The sequence below is a fragment of the Stutzerimonas stutzeri genome, assembly GCF_002890895.1.
Lineage (GTDB): Bacteria > Pseudomonadota > Gammaproteobacteria > Pseudomonadales > Pseudomonadaceae > Stutzerimonas > Stutzerimonas stutzeri_AB.
In genome coordinates this window covers 378660-396235 of record NZ_POUL01000003.1, presented here as the reverse complement: position 1 = coordinate 396235, position 17576 = coordinate 378660, and the positions used below count along the sequence as shown (strand labels likewise).

The 17576-nt window shown below is 59.8% G+C and carries 16 protein-coding genes; 5 read left to right on the top strand and 11 right to left on the bottom strand.

Annotated features, from left to right (window positions below):
• Position 1: 1 nt before the first annotated feature.
• From CXK96_RS20735 to CXK96_RS07505, 9 genes are all read right to left on the bottom strand, one after another.
• Positions 2-175, bottom strand: coding sequence for a hypothetical protein (locus CXK96_RS20735; protein ID WP_180981501.1), 174 nt, complete (start codon positions 173-175; stop codon positions 2-4).
• Positions 172-1401: a glycosyltransferase family 4 protein gene (locus CXK96_RS07540; protein WP_102835855.1), complete on the bottom strand. Its 1230-nt coding sequence runs from the start codon at positions 1399-1401 to the stop codon at positions 172-174. The genes CXK96_RS20735 and CXK96_RS07540 overlap by 4 nt, the downstream gene beginning before the upstream one ends.
• Positions 1401-2789, bottom strand: a complete 1389-nt coding sequence (locus CXK96_RS07535; RefSeq protein ID WP_102835854.1) for a lipopolysaccharide biosynthesis protein — start codon at positions 2787-2789, stop codon at positions 1401-1403. The genes CXK96_RS07540 and CXK96_RS07535 overlap by 1 nt, the downstream gene beginning before the upstream one ends.
• A gap of 14 nt (positions 2790-2803) precedes the next feature.
• A complete protein-coding gene (locus tag CXK96_RS07530) occupies positions 2804-4150 on the bottom strand; it encodes a UDP-glucose dehydrogenase family protein (protein ID WP_102835853.1) in 1347 nt (448 codons plus the stop codon).
• A 157-nt stretch (positions 4151-4307) separates the two neighbouring features.
• A complete protein-coding gene (locus tag CXK96_RS07525; RefSeq protein ID WP_102835852.1) occupies positions 4308-6509 on the bottom strand; it encodes a GumC family protein in 2202 nt (733 codons plus the stop codon).
• Entirely contained in the window at positions 6509-7042 is a 534-nt protein-coding gene (locus CXK96_RS07520; RefSeq protein ID WP_102835851.1) for a polysaccharide biosynthesis/export family protein, read from the bottom strand. The genes CXK96_RS07525 and CXK96_RS07520 overlap by 1 nt, the downstream gene beginning before the upstream one ends.
• Before the next feature lie 42 nt (positions 7043-7084).
• Positions 7085-8245: an outer membrane beta-barrel protein gene (locus tag CXK96_RS07515; protein WP_102835850.1), complete on the bottom strand. Its 1161-nt coding sequence runs from the start codon at positions 8243-8245 to the stop codon at positions 7085-7087.
• A gap of 807 nt (positions 8246-9052) precedes the next feature.
• Positions 9053-9889, bottom strand: a complete 837-nt coding sequence (locus CXK96_RS07510) for a CvfB family protein (protein ID WP_102835849.1) — start codon at positions 9887-9889, stop codon at positions 9053-9055.
• A 91-nt stretch (positions 9890-9980) separates the two neighbouring features.
• On the bottom strand, positions 9981-12323 hold the full coding sequence (locus CXK96_RS07505) for a glucose/quinate/shikimate family membrane-bound PQQ-dependent dehydrogenase (RefSeq protein ID WP_102835848.1): 2343 nt from the start codon (positions 12321-12323) through the stop codon (positions 9981-9983).
• Positions 12324-12708: 385 nt separating this feature from the next.
• Between CXK96_RS07505 and CXK96_RS07500 the strand changes: the two genes are divergently transcribed.
• From CXK96_RS07500 to CXK96_RS07485, 4 genes are all read left to right on the top strand, one after another.
• Complete coding sequence (locus tag CXK96_RS07500) at positions 12709-12888, top strand: hypothetical protein (RefSeq protein ID WP_019342315.1); 180 nt, start codon at positions 12709-12711, stop codon at positions 12886-12888.
• Positions 12889-12984: 96 nt separating this feature from the next.
• On the top strand, positions 12985-13707 hold the full coding sequence (locus tag CXK96_RS07495; RefSeq protein ID WP_102835847.1) for an RNA pseudouridine synthase: 723 nt from the start codon (positions 12985-12987) through the stop codon (positions 13705-13707).
• A 151-nt stretch (positions 13708-13858) separates the two neighbouring features.
• Complete coding sequence (locus tag CXK96_RS07490; protein ID WP_102835846.1) at positions 13859-14620, top strand: substrate-binding periplasmic protein; 762 nt, start codon at positions 13859-13861, stop codon at positions 14618-14620.
• Positions 14621-14697: 77 nt separating this feature from the next.
• Positions 14698-15237 (top strand): hypothetical protein, encoded by a 540-nt coding sequence (locus CXK96_RS07485; protein WP_102835845.1) that lies wholly within the window; start codon positions 14698-14700, stop codon positions 15235-15237.
• 6 nt (positions 15238-15243) lie between these two features.
• Here CXK96_RS07485 and CXK96_RS07480 read toward each other — a convergent pair whose 3' ends face one another.
• On the bottom strand, positions 15244-15435 hold the full coding sequence (locus tag CXK96_RS07480) for a hypothetical protein (RefSeq protein WP_102835844.1): 192 nt from the start codon (positions 15433-15435) through the stop codon (positions 15244-15246).
• A gap of 202 nt (positions 15436-15637) precedes the next feature.
• On the opposite strand from CXK96_RS07480, the gene CXK96_RS07475 reads away from it, so the two are divergent.
• Complete coding sequence (locus tag CXK96_RS07475) at positions 15638-16516, top strand: DUF6279 family lipoprotein (RefSeq protein WP_102835843.1); 879 nt, start codon at positions 15638-15640, stop codon at positions 16514-16516.
• A 26-nt stretch (positions 16517-16542) separates the two neighbouring features.
• Here the strand turns inward: CXK96_RS07475 and CXK96_RS07470 are convergent, their stop codons facing one another.
• Complete coding sequence (locus tag CXK96_RS07470; protein WP_102835842.1) at positions 16543-17517, bottom strand: SDR family oxidoreductase; 975 nt, start codon at positions 17515-17517, stop codon at positions 16543-16545.
• Positions 17518-17576 lie beyond the last annotated feature (59 nt).

Sequence of the window (17576 nt, the reverse complement as noted above, 5' to 3'; positions counted from 1 at the left end):
TTCAGAGTACCTGTAGGTTCCAGATGACGAGAGGGGTGTTGAGTTGATGCTGGAATGACAGCGCAGCGGCGCCCAAGCGCCCTGCTCTGCCATGCAGCTGATTGAATCGATGGTTGGCTGGCGACGTTAACGAGGCGTTACCGCCCTGCCCGGCGCGGACAGACGGTCCGCTCATGCGAGCATCTCCTCGTACAGCGCCTGGTATTGACGGGCAATGACGGGACTGTCGAAGGTGGTCAGGATCTTTTCTCGCGCGTTGAGCACAAGCTGCGGATAGTCTGCCTCTCCGGTGATCCACTCGACGCCTTCGGCCAGACCCTGGGCGTCAAAGGGCGCAGCCTTATAACCGTCGTGCTTGTGCGTCACGATGTCCTTCGGCCCTGTGGCATCGAAGCACACCACGGGGGTTCCGCAGCCCATGGCTTCGGCCAAGGTCTTGCCGAACGCCTCCATTAGACTCGGCGCGATGAAGACATCTGCCGCTGAATAAAGCAGGCGCAGCGAGATGCTGTCATGCAGGTAGCCGAACGAGGTGTAATCGAACCCCAAGCCGTCGGCGACGGACTGGTCGAGCTTGCCGAAAAAGCACAGGTGGTACTTGGCCGGGTCCAGGTGCGTGAGCATCTCCAGATACTTGCCAAAGCCCTTATAGGTATCTTTCGCGCTGGTGCAGCCGGTCAGGATGATCTTCTTCTCGGTCTCGATACCAAGCAGTTGCCGCGCCAGCTGTTTGTCCAACGGAAAGAACTCACTGGCATCGACGTTGTTGTGGATGGTGCGCACGTCGAAGTCGCGGAACAGGAGACTCTGCCTGGCCTGCTCGGAAACCCAGTCGCTGATGCCGATCATCTTCATCGACTCGGGAAGATACTTGCGCTTGCGGTTGAGTACGAAACGCGACAGGTCTCGGTCAGAGCTGCTGCCAAGCTGGTCGCAACTGCCACAGCCGGTGGTGAATTTTTCACAGCCCATGGCGTAGTGGCAGCCGCCAGTCATCGGCCACATGTCACGCATGGTCCAGACAACGGGCTTGCGCAATTTGGCGAGGTGCTTCATGTCGACGAAGCCACCGTTGACCCAGTGCAGATGCACCACGTCCGCCTCACGACATGCGGTACTGTCAGTGAAATCGGCGCCCATGACCCCAGCGCTGAACATGCCGGACTGGCGCTTGCGGTAGACGCTGGCGAACGCCTGGTCAGCCTGACTTCTGGCAATGCTGATGATCTTGTCTTTCTTGCTGCGACTGACCGATACCACCGAGGTGTCGCCATAGGTTTGCTGACTGTTGGTGTAGACGCGCGAGTCGACACCCAACGAGCGCAAGCCCTGGTGCAGCCAGTACGCGCCGCGTGCGGCGCCCCCGGTCAGTTCGCCAGCGACCAAATGTAAAACCTTCATCAATCGAAACTCTCTTCTGAATGCTGGGCGTTCTGCTGAGCCGCGTACCACCGGCGCGATGCAATCAGCACGATCACCATCAGCGACGAATAGATGACGATGCTGGCGACGGCGAAGGCCTGCACGGTGGCCAGGGCGCTACCGATCAACAGTGCACCGCCGAACAGCGACAGCACGCGCAAGCTGGTGCTGAAGATTTCGAACAACAGGAAGCGCGCCTGCAGCGACAGCGCCGGGACCGCAACCACGCATGGACGCGAAACGAAGATCACGTACTCGGCCAAGGCCAGCCAACGGGCGTACTCGCCAGCCACATGCCACTGGTCACCAAACACCAGTGCAAACAGCCATGGGCCAAACACTGCGACCAGCGAAAACGGCACCAGGCCAACCAGACCCAGCGCGGCGGTTGCCTTCAGCAGCATCGCGGCGACCGGCTCGCGGTCGTGGATGGCACGACTGATGCGCGGGTAGTACACATCGGCGACCGACTTGCCGATCAGATTGGTTGGCATCGTCAGCGCCTGCTTGCACAGAGCGAAGAAGCCCGCGGCAGCCGGTCCGAAATAGGCAGCAAGCACCAGCGTCGGCAAATGCTGCGACACGGCGTTGATCAACATCACCGGCGCACGAAACCTCGGGAAGTCGCTGTGCCTGCGAGCCAGTTCGAGCATGCCGGGGCTGCTCTGCTCGGCGTCTTCCGCATGGTTGTCCGCATGGGGTTTGGCGCGCAGCATGGCCAACGCGAGCATTGCCGCATGCAACGCTTGTTGCAGGGCGGTGGTGCAGACCAACACCAGAGCAGAGGACTGCACCAGACCCGCGACGGTCCGCATCGAGTTGAAGAACAACGAATGCCCCACCGCCACACTTGCGGTGATACGGAAACGCTGGGTGCGAAACAGCCACTGCTGGCAAATCTCAAGCGCAGCGCCGCAGAACATCACGAACGGGATGAGCATCAGGTAGGGCTGAATGATCTCGATCTCGAGCGTTCGGGCAAGCTGATCGCCAAAGAAGTACAGCGCCAGAGCGACCACTGTGGCCAGCGACAACGCAGTAGCCAGAGCCAATCGCACCAGACCTCGCGCATCGCCATCGCGCTTGGGCAGCACAATGGCAATGGGATAGGTCAACGCCGCCACCGGTATCAGCATCATCGTGACGCTGAGAAAGGTGCCGAGTACCCCATACGCTTCTGGACCATAGATGCGCGTGATCACCGGCATGAACGCCAGGGTGATCGCCTGCGCACCGGCGGTACCAGTCACCACGGTCAGGATATTGCGCAGCAGCTTGCTGCGCATGCTTGCCTGCAGCAGCGCAGCCAGTCTTTCCCTGACCGGGGACGAAGTGCGCCGCATGCTGGACTGATCGATGGCGCTCACTCGCTGCCCCTCGCTCAGGCCTGGACCGGCTGACGGCCGATGCCGTAATAGCTGAACCCTTCGCGCTTGACCTGCTCGCGGTCGTACTGGTTACGCCCGTCGATGATCAGCGGGGTGTTCAGCAGGCGCTTGAGCGCACGGAAATCCGGACGACGGAACGGCTTCCATTCGGTGACCAGGCACAGCGCATCGGCATCGATAGCGGCTTCGTATTGTCCCTCGACGATCTGCAGACGGCCGTCGGTAAACCAGCTCTCAGGGAACTCGCGGCGGGCAGTTTCACGGGCAACCGGATCGAACGCGCGCACCTTGGCGCCGGCATTGATCAGGCTGTTGATCAGCACCACGCTTGGCGCCTCGCGCATGTCGTCGGTGCCGGGCTTGAACGCCAGCCCCCAGACCGCAAAGGTGCGGCCGCTCAGGTCGCCATTGAAGTGGGTGGACAGCTTGTTGAACAGCGAATGCTTCTGCTGATCGTTGCGCGATTCCACCGCCTGTAGCAGCTTGGGCTCGAAGTCGTTCTGATGGGCGATGTTGATCAGCGCCTTGACGTCTTTCGGGAAGCAGGAGCCGCCGTAGCCACAGCCGGCATAGATGAAGTGGTAGCCAATGCGCTCGTCAGACCCGATACCCAGGCGCACATTCTCGACATCCACATCGAGGCGCTCGCAGAGGCTGGCGATCTCGTTCATGAAGGAGATTTTGGTCGCCAGCATGGCATTGGCTGCGTACTTGGTCATTTCCGCATCGCGAATGCCCATGAACATGGTGCGCGGACGATTTCGGATGAAGGGTGCGTACAGCGCGCTCATGACCTGACGAGCGTGCTCGTTGTCAGCACCGATAACGATGCGGTCCGGGTGCATGAAGTCGTTGACCGCCGCACCCTCCTTGAGGAATTCCGGGTTGGAGACGACTGAGAATTCAATGTCGACGCCGCGCGCCTCAAGACGCTCGGCAACCGCTGCGCGCACGAGGTCCGCCGTGCCGACCGGCACTGTCGATTTGTTCACCACGATTGCAGGAGCAGTCAGCGTGTCACCAATCTGCTTGGCGACCTCCAGTACATAGCGCAAATCGGCGGAGCCATCTTCGCCCGGCGGAGTGCCGACAGCGATGAAAAACACTTCGGACTGCTCGACTGCCTCGGAGAGCGACGTGGTGAAGAGCAAGCGGCCGGACTGATGGTTCTCGGTGACGATCTCTTCGAGGCCCGGCTCATAGATCGGCAGAATGCCCTGCTTTAGGTTATCGATTTTGGCCTTGTCGACGTCGACGCAGTAAACCGTGTTACCCATCTCCGCGATACAGGCTCCGGTAACCAGTCCGACGTAGCCGCTTCCAACGACGGTGATATTCATAGCAGGATCCTCGATTCATACATTGATACAGGCGTGCCTCGGCGCGACCCTTTTCGGTGGCCGATGGCGCAAATTGTTCGCTTGGGCAGATAGTCAATCCGGGGTGTGTCCATCGCATGGTTGGACACACCCCGGTAATGGATTGACGAGCCGGTCGTCAGACCGTTTGTGGCTCGCTGTATCCGTAATGGTCGTAGTAGCCACGGAACTGACCGTTCTTCTTGGCTTTCTCGATATCGACGTAGTTGAGTACCACGCCGGTGACCGGCGCATTGCTGTTCTGCAGCTGGCTCACCCCTTTCTGCACATGTGGGATCAGCGTGCTATCGGACTTGACGACGTAGATCACCGCATCAGCGAGCGTGGACAGAACAGCCGCATCACTGACCGCCTGGCTCGGCGGCGAGTCGATGATGATGCGGTCATAGCGACCCTTGACCACTTCGAGCAGCTTAGCGAAACGCGGTGAAGACAGCAGCTCCAGCGGATTGGAGGGCACTGCACCGGCAGCGATCATGTCGACATTGCCAACGGTGTGAATGCACTCCTCAAGCTTGGCGTTGCCACCGATCAGGTTCACCAGGCCCGGCGTGCCCGGCTTGAAATCGAACGCCTTGTCGAGCGTCGCGCGACGCAAGTCGGCGTCGATCAACAGCACGCGATGCAGCTGGCCCATGGCGAATGCGAGGTTGGCCGATACCGAACTCTTACCTTCGCCCGGTGCGGTCGAGGTGATCACCAGCACCTGACGAGGCTGGCTTGCCTCGGTCAGCAGCAGGTTGGTGCGGATAGTCCGTACCGCTTCGCAGAAGCGCTTGTCACCGCTACGTTCGAACAGATGGCTGACTTCCTTGCGCAGCTTGCGCGGCACCTGCGGGACGATACCCATGACAGGCAGACCCAGCTTGGACTCGACTTCTTCAGAGCTCTTGAAGGTGTTGTCGAGAATTTCGCGGATGATCGCCTGGGCGATACCCAGCACCAGTGCCAGGAACAACGCCACCACCAAGATCAGCTTCTTGTTTGGCGCACTGGCCTCGGTTGGCGGGATGGCGGCATCGACTACCCGAGCATTGGTAGAACTGAGATCCGAGGTCGCGGTGGTTTCCTGCAGGCGGGTCATGAAGGTGTCGTAGAGCGCACGATCACTTTCGACCTCACGCTGCAGGTCACGTACTTTGAACTCTTTACGGGAAATATCCTGAATCCGGCCCTTGTTCTCGTCGAAGGAGGCCTTCAAGGAGTTCTCATTGGCGACGGCCAGCTGATAGTTACGCTCGATGCTGGCGACGACCTGCTCGACCTGCTGTTTCAGGCTGGCGGTGGCAGCATTGAGGTCCGACCGAGCAGAAACCATCGCCGGGTGGCGGTTGCCGTAGCGACGCGAAAGATCTTCGACACGCGAACGGGCATGGGCCTGGTCAGCTTTGAATTGCTGGATCAGCGGATGACCCAGAACGGCCGGCACACTGGCCAGACGCTCCCAGCCCTGGCTGCGCATGGACTCGACCTGGCGGTACTGGCTTTCGGCTTCAGCACGCTGACGGCGCGCATCGATCATGCGATCACCAGTAAGCGACAGCTCGTTGGCACTGATGGTGCCTACACCATCGAGGTCGACCAGCCCTTCCGCATCGAGATAGGCCTGAAGGCGATCTTCCGAAGCCTGCAGGTTCTCACGCAGCGAAACCAGGCGTTCATTCATCCAGCTCGCAGCCGTCATCGACATGTCGACCTTCGCTTCCAGCTGCGCCTCGATATAGGCCTGCGCCAGCCGGTTGGTGGCCTGTGCGGCAGTCAGGTTATCCGCCATGGATACGGACAGATAAACCAGCTGACTCTTGCCCTCGACCCAGACTGAAGTACGCTCCATGAATTGCTGGGTGGCGTAATCCATGACCTGCGCTTCTGTGATCGGCTCTGGCTCTTCGCCTGTGACCATATCGATCAGAGCGCCAACGTCGACCAGCGGGCCCGGCTGCTGTCGCAGATCGAACTCGGGGTGTTCGGTCAGATTCAGATCGCGGACGACGCGCTCGGCAACGCCACGGCTCTGCATCAGGCTGAGCTGTGTCTGCAGATACTCGCTGAGCTCAACCGGGGTATCGGCTGCCGGCTGGAACGACAACACTGGCGTGCCCTTGCTCTCGATGAGCACCGTGGCGACAGCCTTGTAGATCGGCGTCATGCGCGACAGCAGGAAAACGGTCAGCACCGCGACGACCGCCACGAGCAGGATGATCCCCCACTTACGCGACCAAACTGCATGCCAGATTTTTTTCAGATCTATGAAGTCACTATCAGCCGCAGGCCCAGCGGGGCGCTGCCATGGTCGATCCGGGCGAACTGGGCTATTCATCAGAAGAATCCTTCATCGATGTTGATCGTGTCGCCAGGGCGAACCAGGGTGTTCATGGTGGCTTTCTCTTCCTCGCGGCTGCCTTGCGAGCCGCGCACGATAGTCATGCGTTTGGTCGAAGCACGCTCGGTCAGCCCGCCAGCAAGCGCAATGGCGCGGTCAAGCGTCAGGCCGGGCTGGAACGGATAGCCGCCTGGAAGCTTTACCTCACCCGCGATGTAGAACTCGCGGTAGTTGGCAACCGATACCGATACGCGCGGATCGATCAGATAGCCATCCTTCAGCTTCTCGACCAGGATGTTGCGCACTTCACCTGGGGTTTTGCCGTTGGCGTCCACCTCACCAATGAAGGGAAAGGTGAAAGTGCCAGCGTCTGTCAGGCGAATCTCTTCGAAGGTCAGGTCCGGCTCACCATGCACATTGATGCGAATGACGTCCCCCGAGCCCAACTGGTATTGCGCAGCGGCGGCACCGGCGCTGAACGCCAGCATCAGCAGCAGTGAAAAGAGTTTGAACATGTTCGGGATGCGCATCGGCGGCTCCTCCTTAGGCACTGGTTAACGTCCTACCCGGGCTCAGAGGCTCAGGTCGAAACTCAGCAGATAAACGTTACGGTCGTAGGTTTCCGAGCTCAGACTGGAGTCGTTTTCCGTCCTGAGGTAGGAAAGGGTCACGTCGATCCAACGATCAGGTGACCAGGTCACGCCTGCGCCGTAGCCGGTGCGCTCATCGTCCCGGTTAATCCCTTCGTACTCGCGGTCCGAGAATCGATACAGCAGCTCGGTCGAGATCCGCGACGTCCATTCGTGATCCCAGGAAGCAATGGTGGTCCAGTCATTGATGGTGCTGGCGCCGTCATCGCCTTCGTCGAAAGCACGGCGAGAATTGACTGTGAATGCCGAATAGCTACGCGGCTTGTAGGTAACACCGACTTCCCACATGGGGCTGGTAAAGTCTTCGCGCTGATCGCTGTCGAAGTCCTTCCGCTCGGCGCCCAACTTGACTGTGCCGGAGGTCTTGGAGGTTGCATCCCAGGTAGCACCACCCAGCAGCGCCACGTTGGTGCTATCGCGCAGTGCGCTGGAGAGCTTGTAGTCATGATCGGTATGGCGAACTTCGACCAGCGAACGGGTCTTGGAACCCAGCCGATGGAACCAGATGGAGTTGAACATCAAACTGTCGCGCTCTTCCGACGCGTTGATGTTGTCGCTGTTGTGGTAGCGACGCTGCTCGTAATGCGTGCCGAACTCCAGCTGGTTGCGAGCAGTGCGGGCTCCGAAACGATAAGCCGCCTGGGCAACGGCGGTACTGTACTTGTCGTTCTCGGTGTTGATCTCGGTGTCGGCGGTCTCTTCCACGCGGTGGTAGGCGAGACCCCAGGTCAGGCGATGCCGGGAGGTGAATTCCATGGCGCTTCTGAGGCGCAGATGATGGTCGGTGTTGCTGGCTTCGGAATCCGAATGGAAGATGTCGCTGTTGAACGAGTACTCAAGTTCATACTCGCTGTTGCGATTACCGGTTCCCAGCACGAACGTTGGATTAATACCGGTGACCCAGGATGCCTGCTCGTTGTCCGACAGACCGCGGTAGTTGTCATCGTAGCTTTCGCGTACAACCAGCGTCGGAGTGAACTCGAACCCTCCCAGCTGTATGTACCGGGGTTCGTCGTCCTGTGCCCAGCTCTGAGTGGCTGCAAGGCACAGTAGCGGCAAGCATGGAAGTGTGATCTTCCTCATATAGAATCCCTTCTCGGAGATAAATTGTGGTGCATACCTACCCTCTGGCTGCGTCGCCTGGCTGCTGTGAGGAGGCATAGACACGCAACAGACCGCAAATATCCCAGACAGTTGCACATTCGCTTAGCAGGGCACTTTTCCGGCGCCAACAGCTTTTATCTCGCACCGGCTCTAATCCGGCCGGTTCCTGCACGCTACCGCCCCGGAGAAATGCTCCCGAGGCGAAACATCCTGTCAACATCCACAGGTGAGCCGCGTCAAGCGTTCGACCCAGGGTCGAACAACGGCTTAACCTGACCTTAGCTTAGGTTTTGTTGTTGGCACGGAAGCATGTAGACGTGCGGCGCGGCCCCAGCTTGTCATCACACCGTTGAATCAAGGCTCAGCATTCAGGCGCACATGAGCTGTACTGCAACGGGGAATAAGAAACAGGCCAAGCCTCTACTCGGAACAGCACCGTTCAGACGCCTGCCATGTCTCGTTGCGCCGCTCAAGGTCTCGCGGGCACATCCAGTCGACCGTCTCAACGCACCTTGTAAAGCACCAGCGACCCTTTCTGGACCCAGCCTGATATGAACGAGTTCCATATGGAGCTCGGACGAGTGCGACGGGGATGAGTGGCAGCGGCTAGTGTTTGATCAGACGAGACAGGCCAAAACCTGGCAGATGAGCGAGGTGCTCAAAAACCCGCGCTAGAGGGGTCGGCAAATCGATACGTCGATTTATGATTGGGCGCAGGGCAAAACAGGGGGGAAAGGAATGCCAAAGTAAATGGCACGGGCGATCCCGAAGGGCCGCCCGCACACCTCAGGCTCGCTCGATACGGTCGGGATGGATAATGATGCGCCCCTGCTTGTACAGGCCACCGATGGCTTTCTTGAAGTTGCCCTTACTAACGCCGAACAGCCGCGCGATTTCATCTGCGGCGGTCTTGTCGCTGACGGGCAGGCTGCCCTGGTTTTCCTGCAGCTTTTGCAGAATCAGCGCCTGCAATGCATCAGCAGCCTCGCTGCCCACTGGTTGAAGGCTCAGGCTGATCTTGCCATCAGGTCTGATTTCCTTGATGTAGCCTTTCTCGCGGATACCGCCACGCAGGAACTTGAAGGCCTCGTTCTTGTGGATCAGCCCCCAGTGCTTGCCGTTAATGATTGCCTTGTGGCCGAGATCGGTGGGCTCGACCACCAGCAGATCAACGGCTTCGCCGATCTTGTAACGCGCAGGCGTCTTGTCCAGATAGCGGTCGAGGCGCGCCGTGGCGGTAATACGACGGGTGTGCTTGTCGAGATAGACGTGCACGACACAGTAGTCACCCTCGTTGAGCGGCCGCTTTTCTTCCGAGTGCGGCAGCAGCAGATCCTTGGGCAGCCCCCAGTCGAGAAACAGGCCGATCCGATTGATTTCGACGACTTTCAAGCTGGCGAAATCACCGACCTGGACCTTGGGCTTCTCGGTCGTTGCGATGAGCTTGTCTTCACTGTCCAGATAGATGAAGACGTTCAGCCAGTCATCTACCTCAGTAGGCGTGTTTTTCGGAATGTACCGGTTGGGCAGCAGAATTTCGCCATCCGGACCACCATCCAGATAGAGGCCGAAACCGGTGTGCTTGACGATTTGCAGACTATTGAAGCGCCCGATTGCGGCCATGTAACGATTCCTCTGGGTCGAAGGTGGCGATTCTAGCAGGCCACCCGCTTACCGCGTGCGCGCCGCTATGGCGCCCACGCGACGATAACCCTTACTGCGGCAGTGCGTAGGCGATCACCGAGTCCCCAGCTTTGGTGCCGAGCGATCCGTGACCACCCGCAACGACCACGACCATCTGCCGGCCCGAACGGCTCTGATAGGTCATCGGTGTCGCCTGGCCACCGGCTGGCAACCGCGCACGCCATAGCTGCTTGCCAGTCGTGACGTCATAGGCACGCACGTAGTAATCCAACGTACTGGAGAGAAATGCCACGCCGCCAGCGGTCATCACAGGCCCACCTAGGCTCGGCACACCCATTTCGAATGGCAGCGGGACCGGCGCCCGATCGCGCACCGTACCGTTCTTGCGCAGCCAATGGGTTTTACCCGTGCGCAGGTCGGCGCCTGCCACATAACCCCATGGCGGTGCGGTGCAAGGCAGACCAATCGGCGACACGAAGGGCTTCAGGTCGACCGCGAACGGCGCGCCGAAGTTTTCGTTCAGGTACGGCTCGCTGTCGGAAACGTAGGTCGTCTCGTCGTTCTCTCGCGGAATCAGCGTTGAAGTAAAGGCCAGATAGGACGGTGCGCTGAACACCATCTGCCTAACCGGATCAACCGCTACGCTGCCCCAGTTGAACACGCCGAAGTTGCCGGGATAGACCAGCGAACCCTGTGTCGAAGGCGGCGTGTAACGGCCCTCGTAACGCAACGAGTTGAACTTGATGTGGCACATCATCTGATCGATGAAGGTTGCACCCCACAGATCGGAATCTTGCAGTTTCGGCGGCTCGTACGACAGCGCCGAAACGGGCTGCGTCGCTGCCACATAATCGCCCTTCGCAGCGCCCTGCGGTGCTGGCACTTCTCGTACCGGGAGCACTGGCTCACCCGTCCGCCGATCCAACACATAGATGTCGCCCTGCTTGGTCGGCTGCACCAGGGCCGGCACCATACCCGACTCGGTCTGGATATCGACGAGGCTTGGCTGCGCTGGCACATCCATGTCCCATAGATCGTGATGCACGGTCTGGAACACCCAGCGCACCTGCCCGGTCTCCAAATCCAGCGCGACGACGGACGAAGCGAAACGCTGTGTGTTCTCGCTGCGGTTGCCGCCCCACTGATCCGGAACCTGGTTACCCATTGGCACGAATACCAGTCCTAACTCCTCATCAGCGCTCGAAATGCTCCAGCTGTTCGGTGTGCTTTCGCTATAGGTTTCGCCCGGCGCGATAGGTGCGGTTTGTTCCGGATCTCCCGGATCCCAGTTCCACTTCAGCTCACCGGTGATGACGTCATAAGCACGGATCACGCCGGATGGCTCGGTAGTCGAGACGTTATCGTTAACTGCCCCACCCACGATGACCAAATCGTTCGCGACTACCGGTGGTGACGTTGAGTAGTAGAAGCCATCGGTGATGTTGGGCATGTTTTTCCACAAATTCACCGCGCCGTTTTCACCGAAGGATTCACAAACCTTACCGGTCTTTGGATCAAGCGCGATCAGCCGTGCATCGGCAGTCGGCATGAAGAGACGTTGCTGACAGGCCTGCCCCTCGACCGGGGTCTCGCTGGCGTGATAAGACAACCCGCGGCATGTCAGATGCTGCCGATTGGTCGAGTCCGGAACCTCCGGATCGAAGCGCCAGCGCTCTTCTCCGGTCTCGGCATCCAACGCAATCACGAAATTATGCGGCGTGCAGATGAAGAGGCTGTCATCGATCTTGAGCGGTGTGACTTCGTAGGTAGTCTCGTTGGGATCGCCCGGACGTCGCACATCACCGGTGTGGTAATGCCAGACCTTTTCCAGCCGCTCGACGTTGTTTGGCGTGATCTGCGCCAGCGGTGAATAGCGCGTGCCGTGCTGAGTACGACCGTAAGCGTGCCAGTCGCTGGCTGGCACATCGTCGGCGGAGTCCACCTCGGCTGCAGGCGCCGCAGCCAGAGGTGGCGGCAGCATGCCCCTGATGTCGTTATTGTCGGTGGTTAACGCATGCAGAGCAGTCGCCCCCCAGAGGGCCACGGCGACCATCAGGGGAATTGCACTACCGCCCCAAGCGCGCGCACCGAAGTGTTGCCAACCCAGTCGCTGCGCAATCCAGGGCGTCAGCAACCACAACCCAAGCGGGCCGATGATGCTGGCGCGAGGGGCCAGTTGCCACCAGTCGAAGCCCACTTCATAGATAGCCCAACCCAGCGCACCGAGCATGACCAGCGCATAAACCCAAAGCGCCGCGCGACGCCGAGCCCACAGCAATCCGCCGGTTAACAGAAACCCGACTGCGAGGATCGCGAAATACCAGGTACCGCCGAGCGCGATGATTTTCCAACCACCGACGGCAAGCGCCAGGCCCAGGATGATGCACAGGATTGCACTGATGACGACCGCCACTCTCCGCTCCTTATTCCATTGATATTCCATTGATGGGGCTGGAGATGACGAAACAAATAACTTTGCCGCGAGCGTCCCCTGCCTTGTCTTCGTGTCGTGGCAGACCGCCGCTTCGCCAGACCCGATAGTGTGTGGACCGGATGTGAACGAGAATGCTCCCGAGGGAGGGGAAAAATCGAAGACGCATGTGTGCTGGCGATCCAAGCCCTGCTAACGCATCCGCCATCAGTCGTTCTGAAGCCGAACACAGGCTACGGCAACGAGCCAGGCGAACCTGAGCCAGGTAGCAAGCGGGTAGAGAAAATCGAGTCAAGCGAAAAATCGAACAAAATTTAGCCAGATCTGTATAATGTCCGGTTCGACTGACCAAAGGAACCAGATGACGATGGCCTCCAAGACCACCACCGCCAAGCGCAAACCCGAACCCGCCAGTGAAACCAGCGAATCGCTGGCCAGCCAGATGGCAGCCTTTCTGAAAGCCGGCGGCGAAGTACAAAAGATCCCTAACGGCGTCAGCGGCCAGACCCAGGGCCCGTCGCGCCAGATCACCATCAGCAAGAAGTAATCTCCGCAACACCCGACCTACTAAGCGAGCCCCCACTGCTTTTAGCCGTTTGCAGTGGCTCGCCAGGTTTCCCCTTCCGAAGTACCCGAGCCCACCATGACTGACCCGATACGCTTGTCCAAACGCCTCGCCGAGCAGATCGGCTGTTCCCGGCGCGAGGCCGAGCTGTATATCGAGGGAGGCTGGGTCAGCGTCGACGGGCAAGTCATCGAAACCCCCTATTTCAAGGTAGGCGAGCAGCGCATCGAACTGTTGCCCGGCGCCACCGCGGCCGAACTGCCACCAGTCACGCTGTTGCTGCACAAGCCAGCCGGCCAGCCCACCGCAGCGGAACCTGCCGATGCAATGAAGCAACTTGCCGAAGCTGGCCATTGGAGCGGCGACGGCTCACGCCTGGCGCCCCGCGAACGCCACTTTGCACGCCAGACTGCCATTCTGCCGCTGGAGCAAGACATCAGCGGGTTGATGGTATTCAGCCAGCAACGCGAGGTGATCCGCAAACTGGCCGATCCACGCGACACGCTAGAGCAGGAGTACATCGTCGAAGTCGCTGGCGAGCCCGAGGAAGGCGGGCTGGCGTTGCTGGGCAAGGGCATCGGCCATCGTGGCAAAATCCTGCCCAAGGCCAAGGCCAGCTGGCAGAACGAGACCCGCCTGCGCATCGTGCTCAAGTCGCCGCAAGCCGGCGATCTGCGTCAGCTGTGTGAAGCCATCGGCTTGCAGATGATCAGCTGCAAGCGAATCCGGATAGGCCGCCTGTCGATGGCCAAGCTGCCGGTCGGCGAGTGGCGTTTTCTCGGCGAACATGAACGCTTCTAGCCTAAAGCCGTCTCTTGCATAACCCTGATTGCTCACGCGTTGCGGCAGCTGGACTATGCTGATGTCGATGGCAACGAAAACAAAGCCAGCCGCAGGCCGTCGTTACAGGCCCTGATCGCCGCCCCTCGCCATCCCGAGATAAAGGTTTGCAATGCACAGACTCGTCCTGTTGCTGACGCTCATCCTGTTGCCTTCGGTCTGCGGAGCCCAGCAACGGGTCGAGGTGTGGACGTATCATTTTTCGCCACCGTTTGTTCTCGACGATGCCCAGGGGCTATCGCAGGCCTTCGTCGAACTGCTCAACAACAACGCCGCCAATGATTACCGCTTTCGCTTCGAGCTGGTCAAATTGCCCCGCAAGCGTGTGGATAAGCGCCTGGAGCGGAAGCGGGCCGGCATTCTGCTATGGGCTACCCCGAGCTTTTTCACAGCCGCGCAGACCGCTGACGGAACCTGGTCGGAACCGCTACTGACAGATCAGCAAGACTTCGTCTCATTACCCGACGCGCCCGTTGAGTACGAGAACCCCGCGTCGCTAGACAACCTGGTCTTGGGTGGCGTGTTGGGTCACCGATACGAAGGGCTTGAAGCGGATATCGCCAGCGGTGCAATCAAACGCCAGGACGCCCAGGGCGATCTGCAAAACCTCGAGAAGCTGCTGTCGGGTCGTATCAGCACCTTGCTGATCCCGCGCTCTGCCCTGCTCTACTACCGCAAAGAAAAAATGCTTCGAGATTTATACGTCTCGAACATGCCGCTGTATCAGTTCAATCGCCGCGTGTGGATAGCCGACACCCTTGGTCAGCCTGTCATCAGCTACCTCGACCACTTTCTAGAAACCTTGCCACAGAACCCCGAGTGGCAGATCCTGCTGTTCCGTTACGGACTGCAGCCCATTGCCGCCGCGCATTGAAACAGGCTGAACAGAAACGAAACACGCAGGTCAGAACACGCGCTGACCCACTAAACAATCAAGAGAATAAGGCAGCAATGAAGAACGCACTGGTGATCGGACTGCTCGTTGTCCTGGGCGGCTGCGCCTCACAGCCATGTGATCAACCTGGAAGCGATAGCGCTTGCCGCGCTGAGCGGTTGCTCTACCAGAACGACCTGCTGCAGGCCAAGATTCTGATTTCCATCGGCGATGAAAATGGCTATGAACTCGCCGAGGCGCTACTTGAGCGCAGCGCTCGGCTTGATGATCGTGGCGAGACCGAGTTCTACCAGGCCCTCCTGCTGATCCGTCAGGGCCCCCAAGCCGAGCAGGTCCTGCACTTGCTGGAACAGGCCCGCGCCAAGGGTCACCCGCACGCGGTGGCGCTGCTTTACAAGATTTATCAGGATCCCTACCTGCTGAATGAGCGCAACGCCGTCAAAGCCGAACAATATCGCCAAGCCTACGCCGGGCTGGACGTTGCGCAGAGCGGCTATCCTTCGTTCGACAAAGCCTTGGAGCTGGTTTCCAAGCTCGTCGAGCCGCCTCCTCCACTCCCGGAAAGAGACGACCCGTGCGTTAATCGGTGCCTCTGACCGCCATCACTGCGGCGTAGGCGTCTGCGAAATCTTGGGGTCCTGCTCCCCATCCAGCACCGCCTGCGCTTCGGCTTCAGTGGCGTACGGCCCGGCAATCGTCTGGCCATCGATCTCGACCACCCAACAGGTGACCCAGGTCGGACGCCAGCCCTGAGGCACTTCGTCTCCGGTCAGATGCTTGATCCTGCGTTGCATATCCACCTCCGCTAGTAACTCTCAACGTTAGAGCGCCGCGCTTGCGCTGCTCTCTTGAGCTAGGACCACAACCTCGAGCATTTTCTCGCAGAAAAACAAGCCGTTGCTGTTTCGTCTCGAACTGACGGGGCGCTTGCGGCTCTATTGAACAGCGCAACCAAAACCTGTTCAGACATCTCGACACAACCAGACGAGGGCTGCAATGCAGATCAGTCAGGCGCTTGTACGACAAACGATTCTGATCCTGCTGGCGTGTGCCGTTGTGCTTACCGGCTGCAGCCGCATGAATCTGGCTTACCGAAATCTGGACCTGCTGATTCCCTGGTCGCTCAACGATTACCTGGACATGAACCGTGACCAGCAGACGCGCTTTCGTGAGCAGCTGCGCGAGCACATCAGCTGGCACTGCCGTACTCAGCTGCCTGGCTATCTGGATCTCATCGAGCAGTTACAGGCACAGGTTCGCCAGGGTTCGCTAGATGAACCCGCGCTCCGGGAGCACTACGAAATCGCCCAAAAGGCAATTCAAACGATCGCGCTGGAGATCACACCGACCACCGTTCAACTGCTTCGCGACCTTGATGACAGACAGGTAGAGGAGCTGAATGAACAATTCGAGAGAGATCGCCAGGAGCGCGAGGACAAATACCTGAAACCGCCGCTGGACCAGCAAATCGGTAAGCGCACCGACCGCATGCAAGAGCGCGTCGAGCAATGGCTCGGCAATGTCACTGCGGCTCAACGCCAACGCATCCACGAGTGGGCTGAGGCGCTCAACAAGCAGAATCAGCTCTGGCTCGATAACCGAGCGCAATGGCAGCGTTCAATGGTCGATGCCGTGCGCAACCGGGACCAGGCAAACTTTGACGAGCGCATTGCTCGACTGCTCCAGGATCGCGAGGTCTACTGGACCGCACCCTATCGAGCTGCCTTTCCGGCCGTTGAACAGGCCACAATCGACCTGATTGTCGACCTGTACGACACGGCCGACGCAACCCAGCGTCGTCATATCAATGAGCGCCTGCAGGACATGAGGCGCGATCTTGGCTCTCTGGACTGCTTACCGGCAACGGCTGACTGACTAGCCGCCGCCGGCACGAAGAAGTGCTAACGGCGTCGACTTGCCAGCAGCAGTCCGACCAAGCCCGCGGCGGCAATGCCACCCGCCAGTAACAAACCACGCTGACTTTTCTCGTCGCTGCGCCAGCCACCATCGATGCGTCGCTCACCCAGCGCGGGATGGTAGAGATTGCCGGCCGACGGCGCGACACGCTCGGCACGCCCCAACGCCGCGCCTGTGAGCAGCCCCGACAACCGATCGAAACCTGGCGTGATGAAGTGCGCAAAACGAAGCAGCGTAGCAGTCAGCCCCACCGATGTTGTGTGCCGCGGGTGCAGGGCGAGACTGACCATCGCCTCGGCCACCTGGCGCGGATCACAAAGCGGTGGCGGCGGTTGCAGCGAGCGGCCTGCAAAATTGCCACCGTCCCGAAAACCGGGGGTATCCACCATCGAGGGGTACACATCGCAGACATGGATACCAGGCCACCGCGCCAGCTCGCCCCGCAGCGCATGGGAAAAGCCGCGCAGTCCGAACTTGCTTGCCGAATAGGCCACTGCGTACGGCTGAGGCACCCAGCTGCCCACCGACTGCGTGTTGATCAGCACGCCGCCGTTCTGTTGTTTGAAATACGGTAGAACGACATGGGCACCGCGCAGATAGCCGATCAGATCCGTCTGCACGACCTGTTCGTGGGCATCCAGCGGCGTCTCGTCGAAAGCACCGACTGCACCAACCCCGGCGTTGTTGATCCAGATATCGATACGGCCTCGACCGAACTCGGCCGCCGCATTGGCGAGCTGTTCGACCGAATCGCTGCGCGTCACGTCCGTCGGCACCACCAGTGCCTCGGCGCCCAGGGCTCGGCATTCATTAGCCACTTCGTGCAACGCCTCCTCGTCACGCGCAGCCAGGACGACTCGGGCCTGCTCCCGCGCAAAGGCTTGCGCTGTGGCACGGCCAATACCGCTGGAGGCGCCAGTGATGACCACCACCACGCCGTCGAGTCTGGATTCGCTCATGTTCGCTTCTCCGGTTTGCTGTCAGTCATAAGCTGACACCCACGGCGAGGCAAACATTC

What these genes read in the sequence shown, in the direction of transcription:
- CXK96_RS20735 (WP_180981501.1), bottom strand. Translation starts at nt 175, where the DNA reads ATGAGCGGACCGTCTGTCCGCGCCGGGCAGGGCGGTAACGCCTCGTTA.
- CXK96_RS07540 (WP_102835855.1), bottom strand. Translation starts at nt 1,401, where the DNA reads ATGAAGGTTTTACATTTGGTCGCTGGCGAACTGACCGGGGGCGCCGCA.
- CXK96_RS07530 (WP_102835853.1), bottom strand. Translation starts at nt 4,150, where the DNA reads ATGAATATCACCGTCGTTGGAAGCGGCTACGTCGGACTGGTTACCGGA.
- CXK96_RS07525 (WP_102835852.1), bottom strand. Translation starts at nt 6,509, where the DNA reads ATGAATAGCCCAGTTCGCCCGGATCGACCATGGCAGCGCCCCGCTGGG.
- CXK96_RS07520 (WP_102835851.1), bottom strand. Translation starts at nt 7,042, where the DNA reads ATGCGCATCCCGAACATGTTCAAACTCTTTTCACTGCTGCTGATGCTG.
- CXK96_RS07515 (WP_102835850.1), bottom strand. Translation starts at nt 8,245, where the DNA reads ATGAGGAAGATCACACTTCCATGCTTGCCGCTACTGTGCCTTGCAGCC.
- CXK96_RS07510 (WP_102835849.1), bottom strand. Translation starts at nt 9,889, where the DNA reads ATGGCCGCAATCGGGCGCTTCAATAGTCTGCAAATCGTCAAGCACACC.
- CXK96_RS07500 (WP_019342315.1), top strand. Translation starts at nt 12,709, where the DNA reads ATGGCCTCCAAGACCACCACCGCCAAGCGCAAACCCGAACCCGCCAGT.
- CXK96_RS07495 (WP_102835847.1), top strand. Translation starts at nt 12,985, where the DNA reads ATGACTGACCCGATACGCTTGTCCAAACGCCTCGCCGAGCAGATCGGC.
- CXK96_RS07490 (WP_102835846.1), top strand. Translation starts at nt 13,859, where the DNA reads ATGCACAGACTCGTCCTGTTGCTGACGCTCATCCTGTTGCCTTCGGTC.
- CXK96_RS07485 (WP_102835845.1), top strand. Translation starts at nt 14,698, where the DNA reads ATGAAGAACGCACTGGTGATCGGACTGCTCGTTGTCCTGGGCGGCTGC.
- CXK96_RS07480 (WP_102835844.1), bottom strand. Translation starts at nt 15,435, where the DNA reads ATGCAACGCAGGATCAAGCATCTGACCGGAGACGAAGTGCCTCAGGGC.
- CXK96_RS07475 (WP_102835843.1), top strand. Translation starts at nt 15,638, where the DNA reads ATGCAGATCAGTCAGGCGCTTGTACGACAAACGATTCTGATCCTGCTG.
- CXK96_RS07470 (WP_102835842.1), bottom strand. Translation starts at nt 17,517, where the DNA reads ATGAGCGAATCCAGACTCGACGGCGTGGTGGTGGTCATCACTGGCGCC.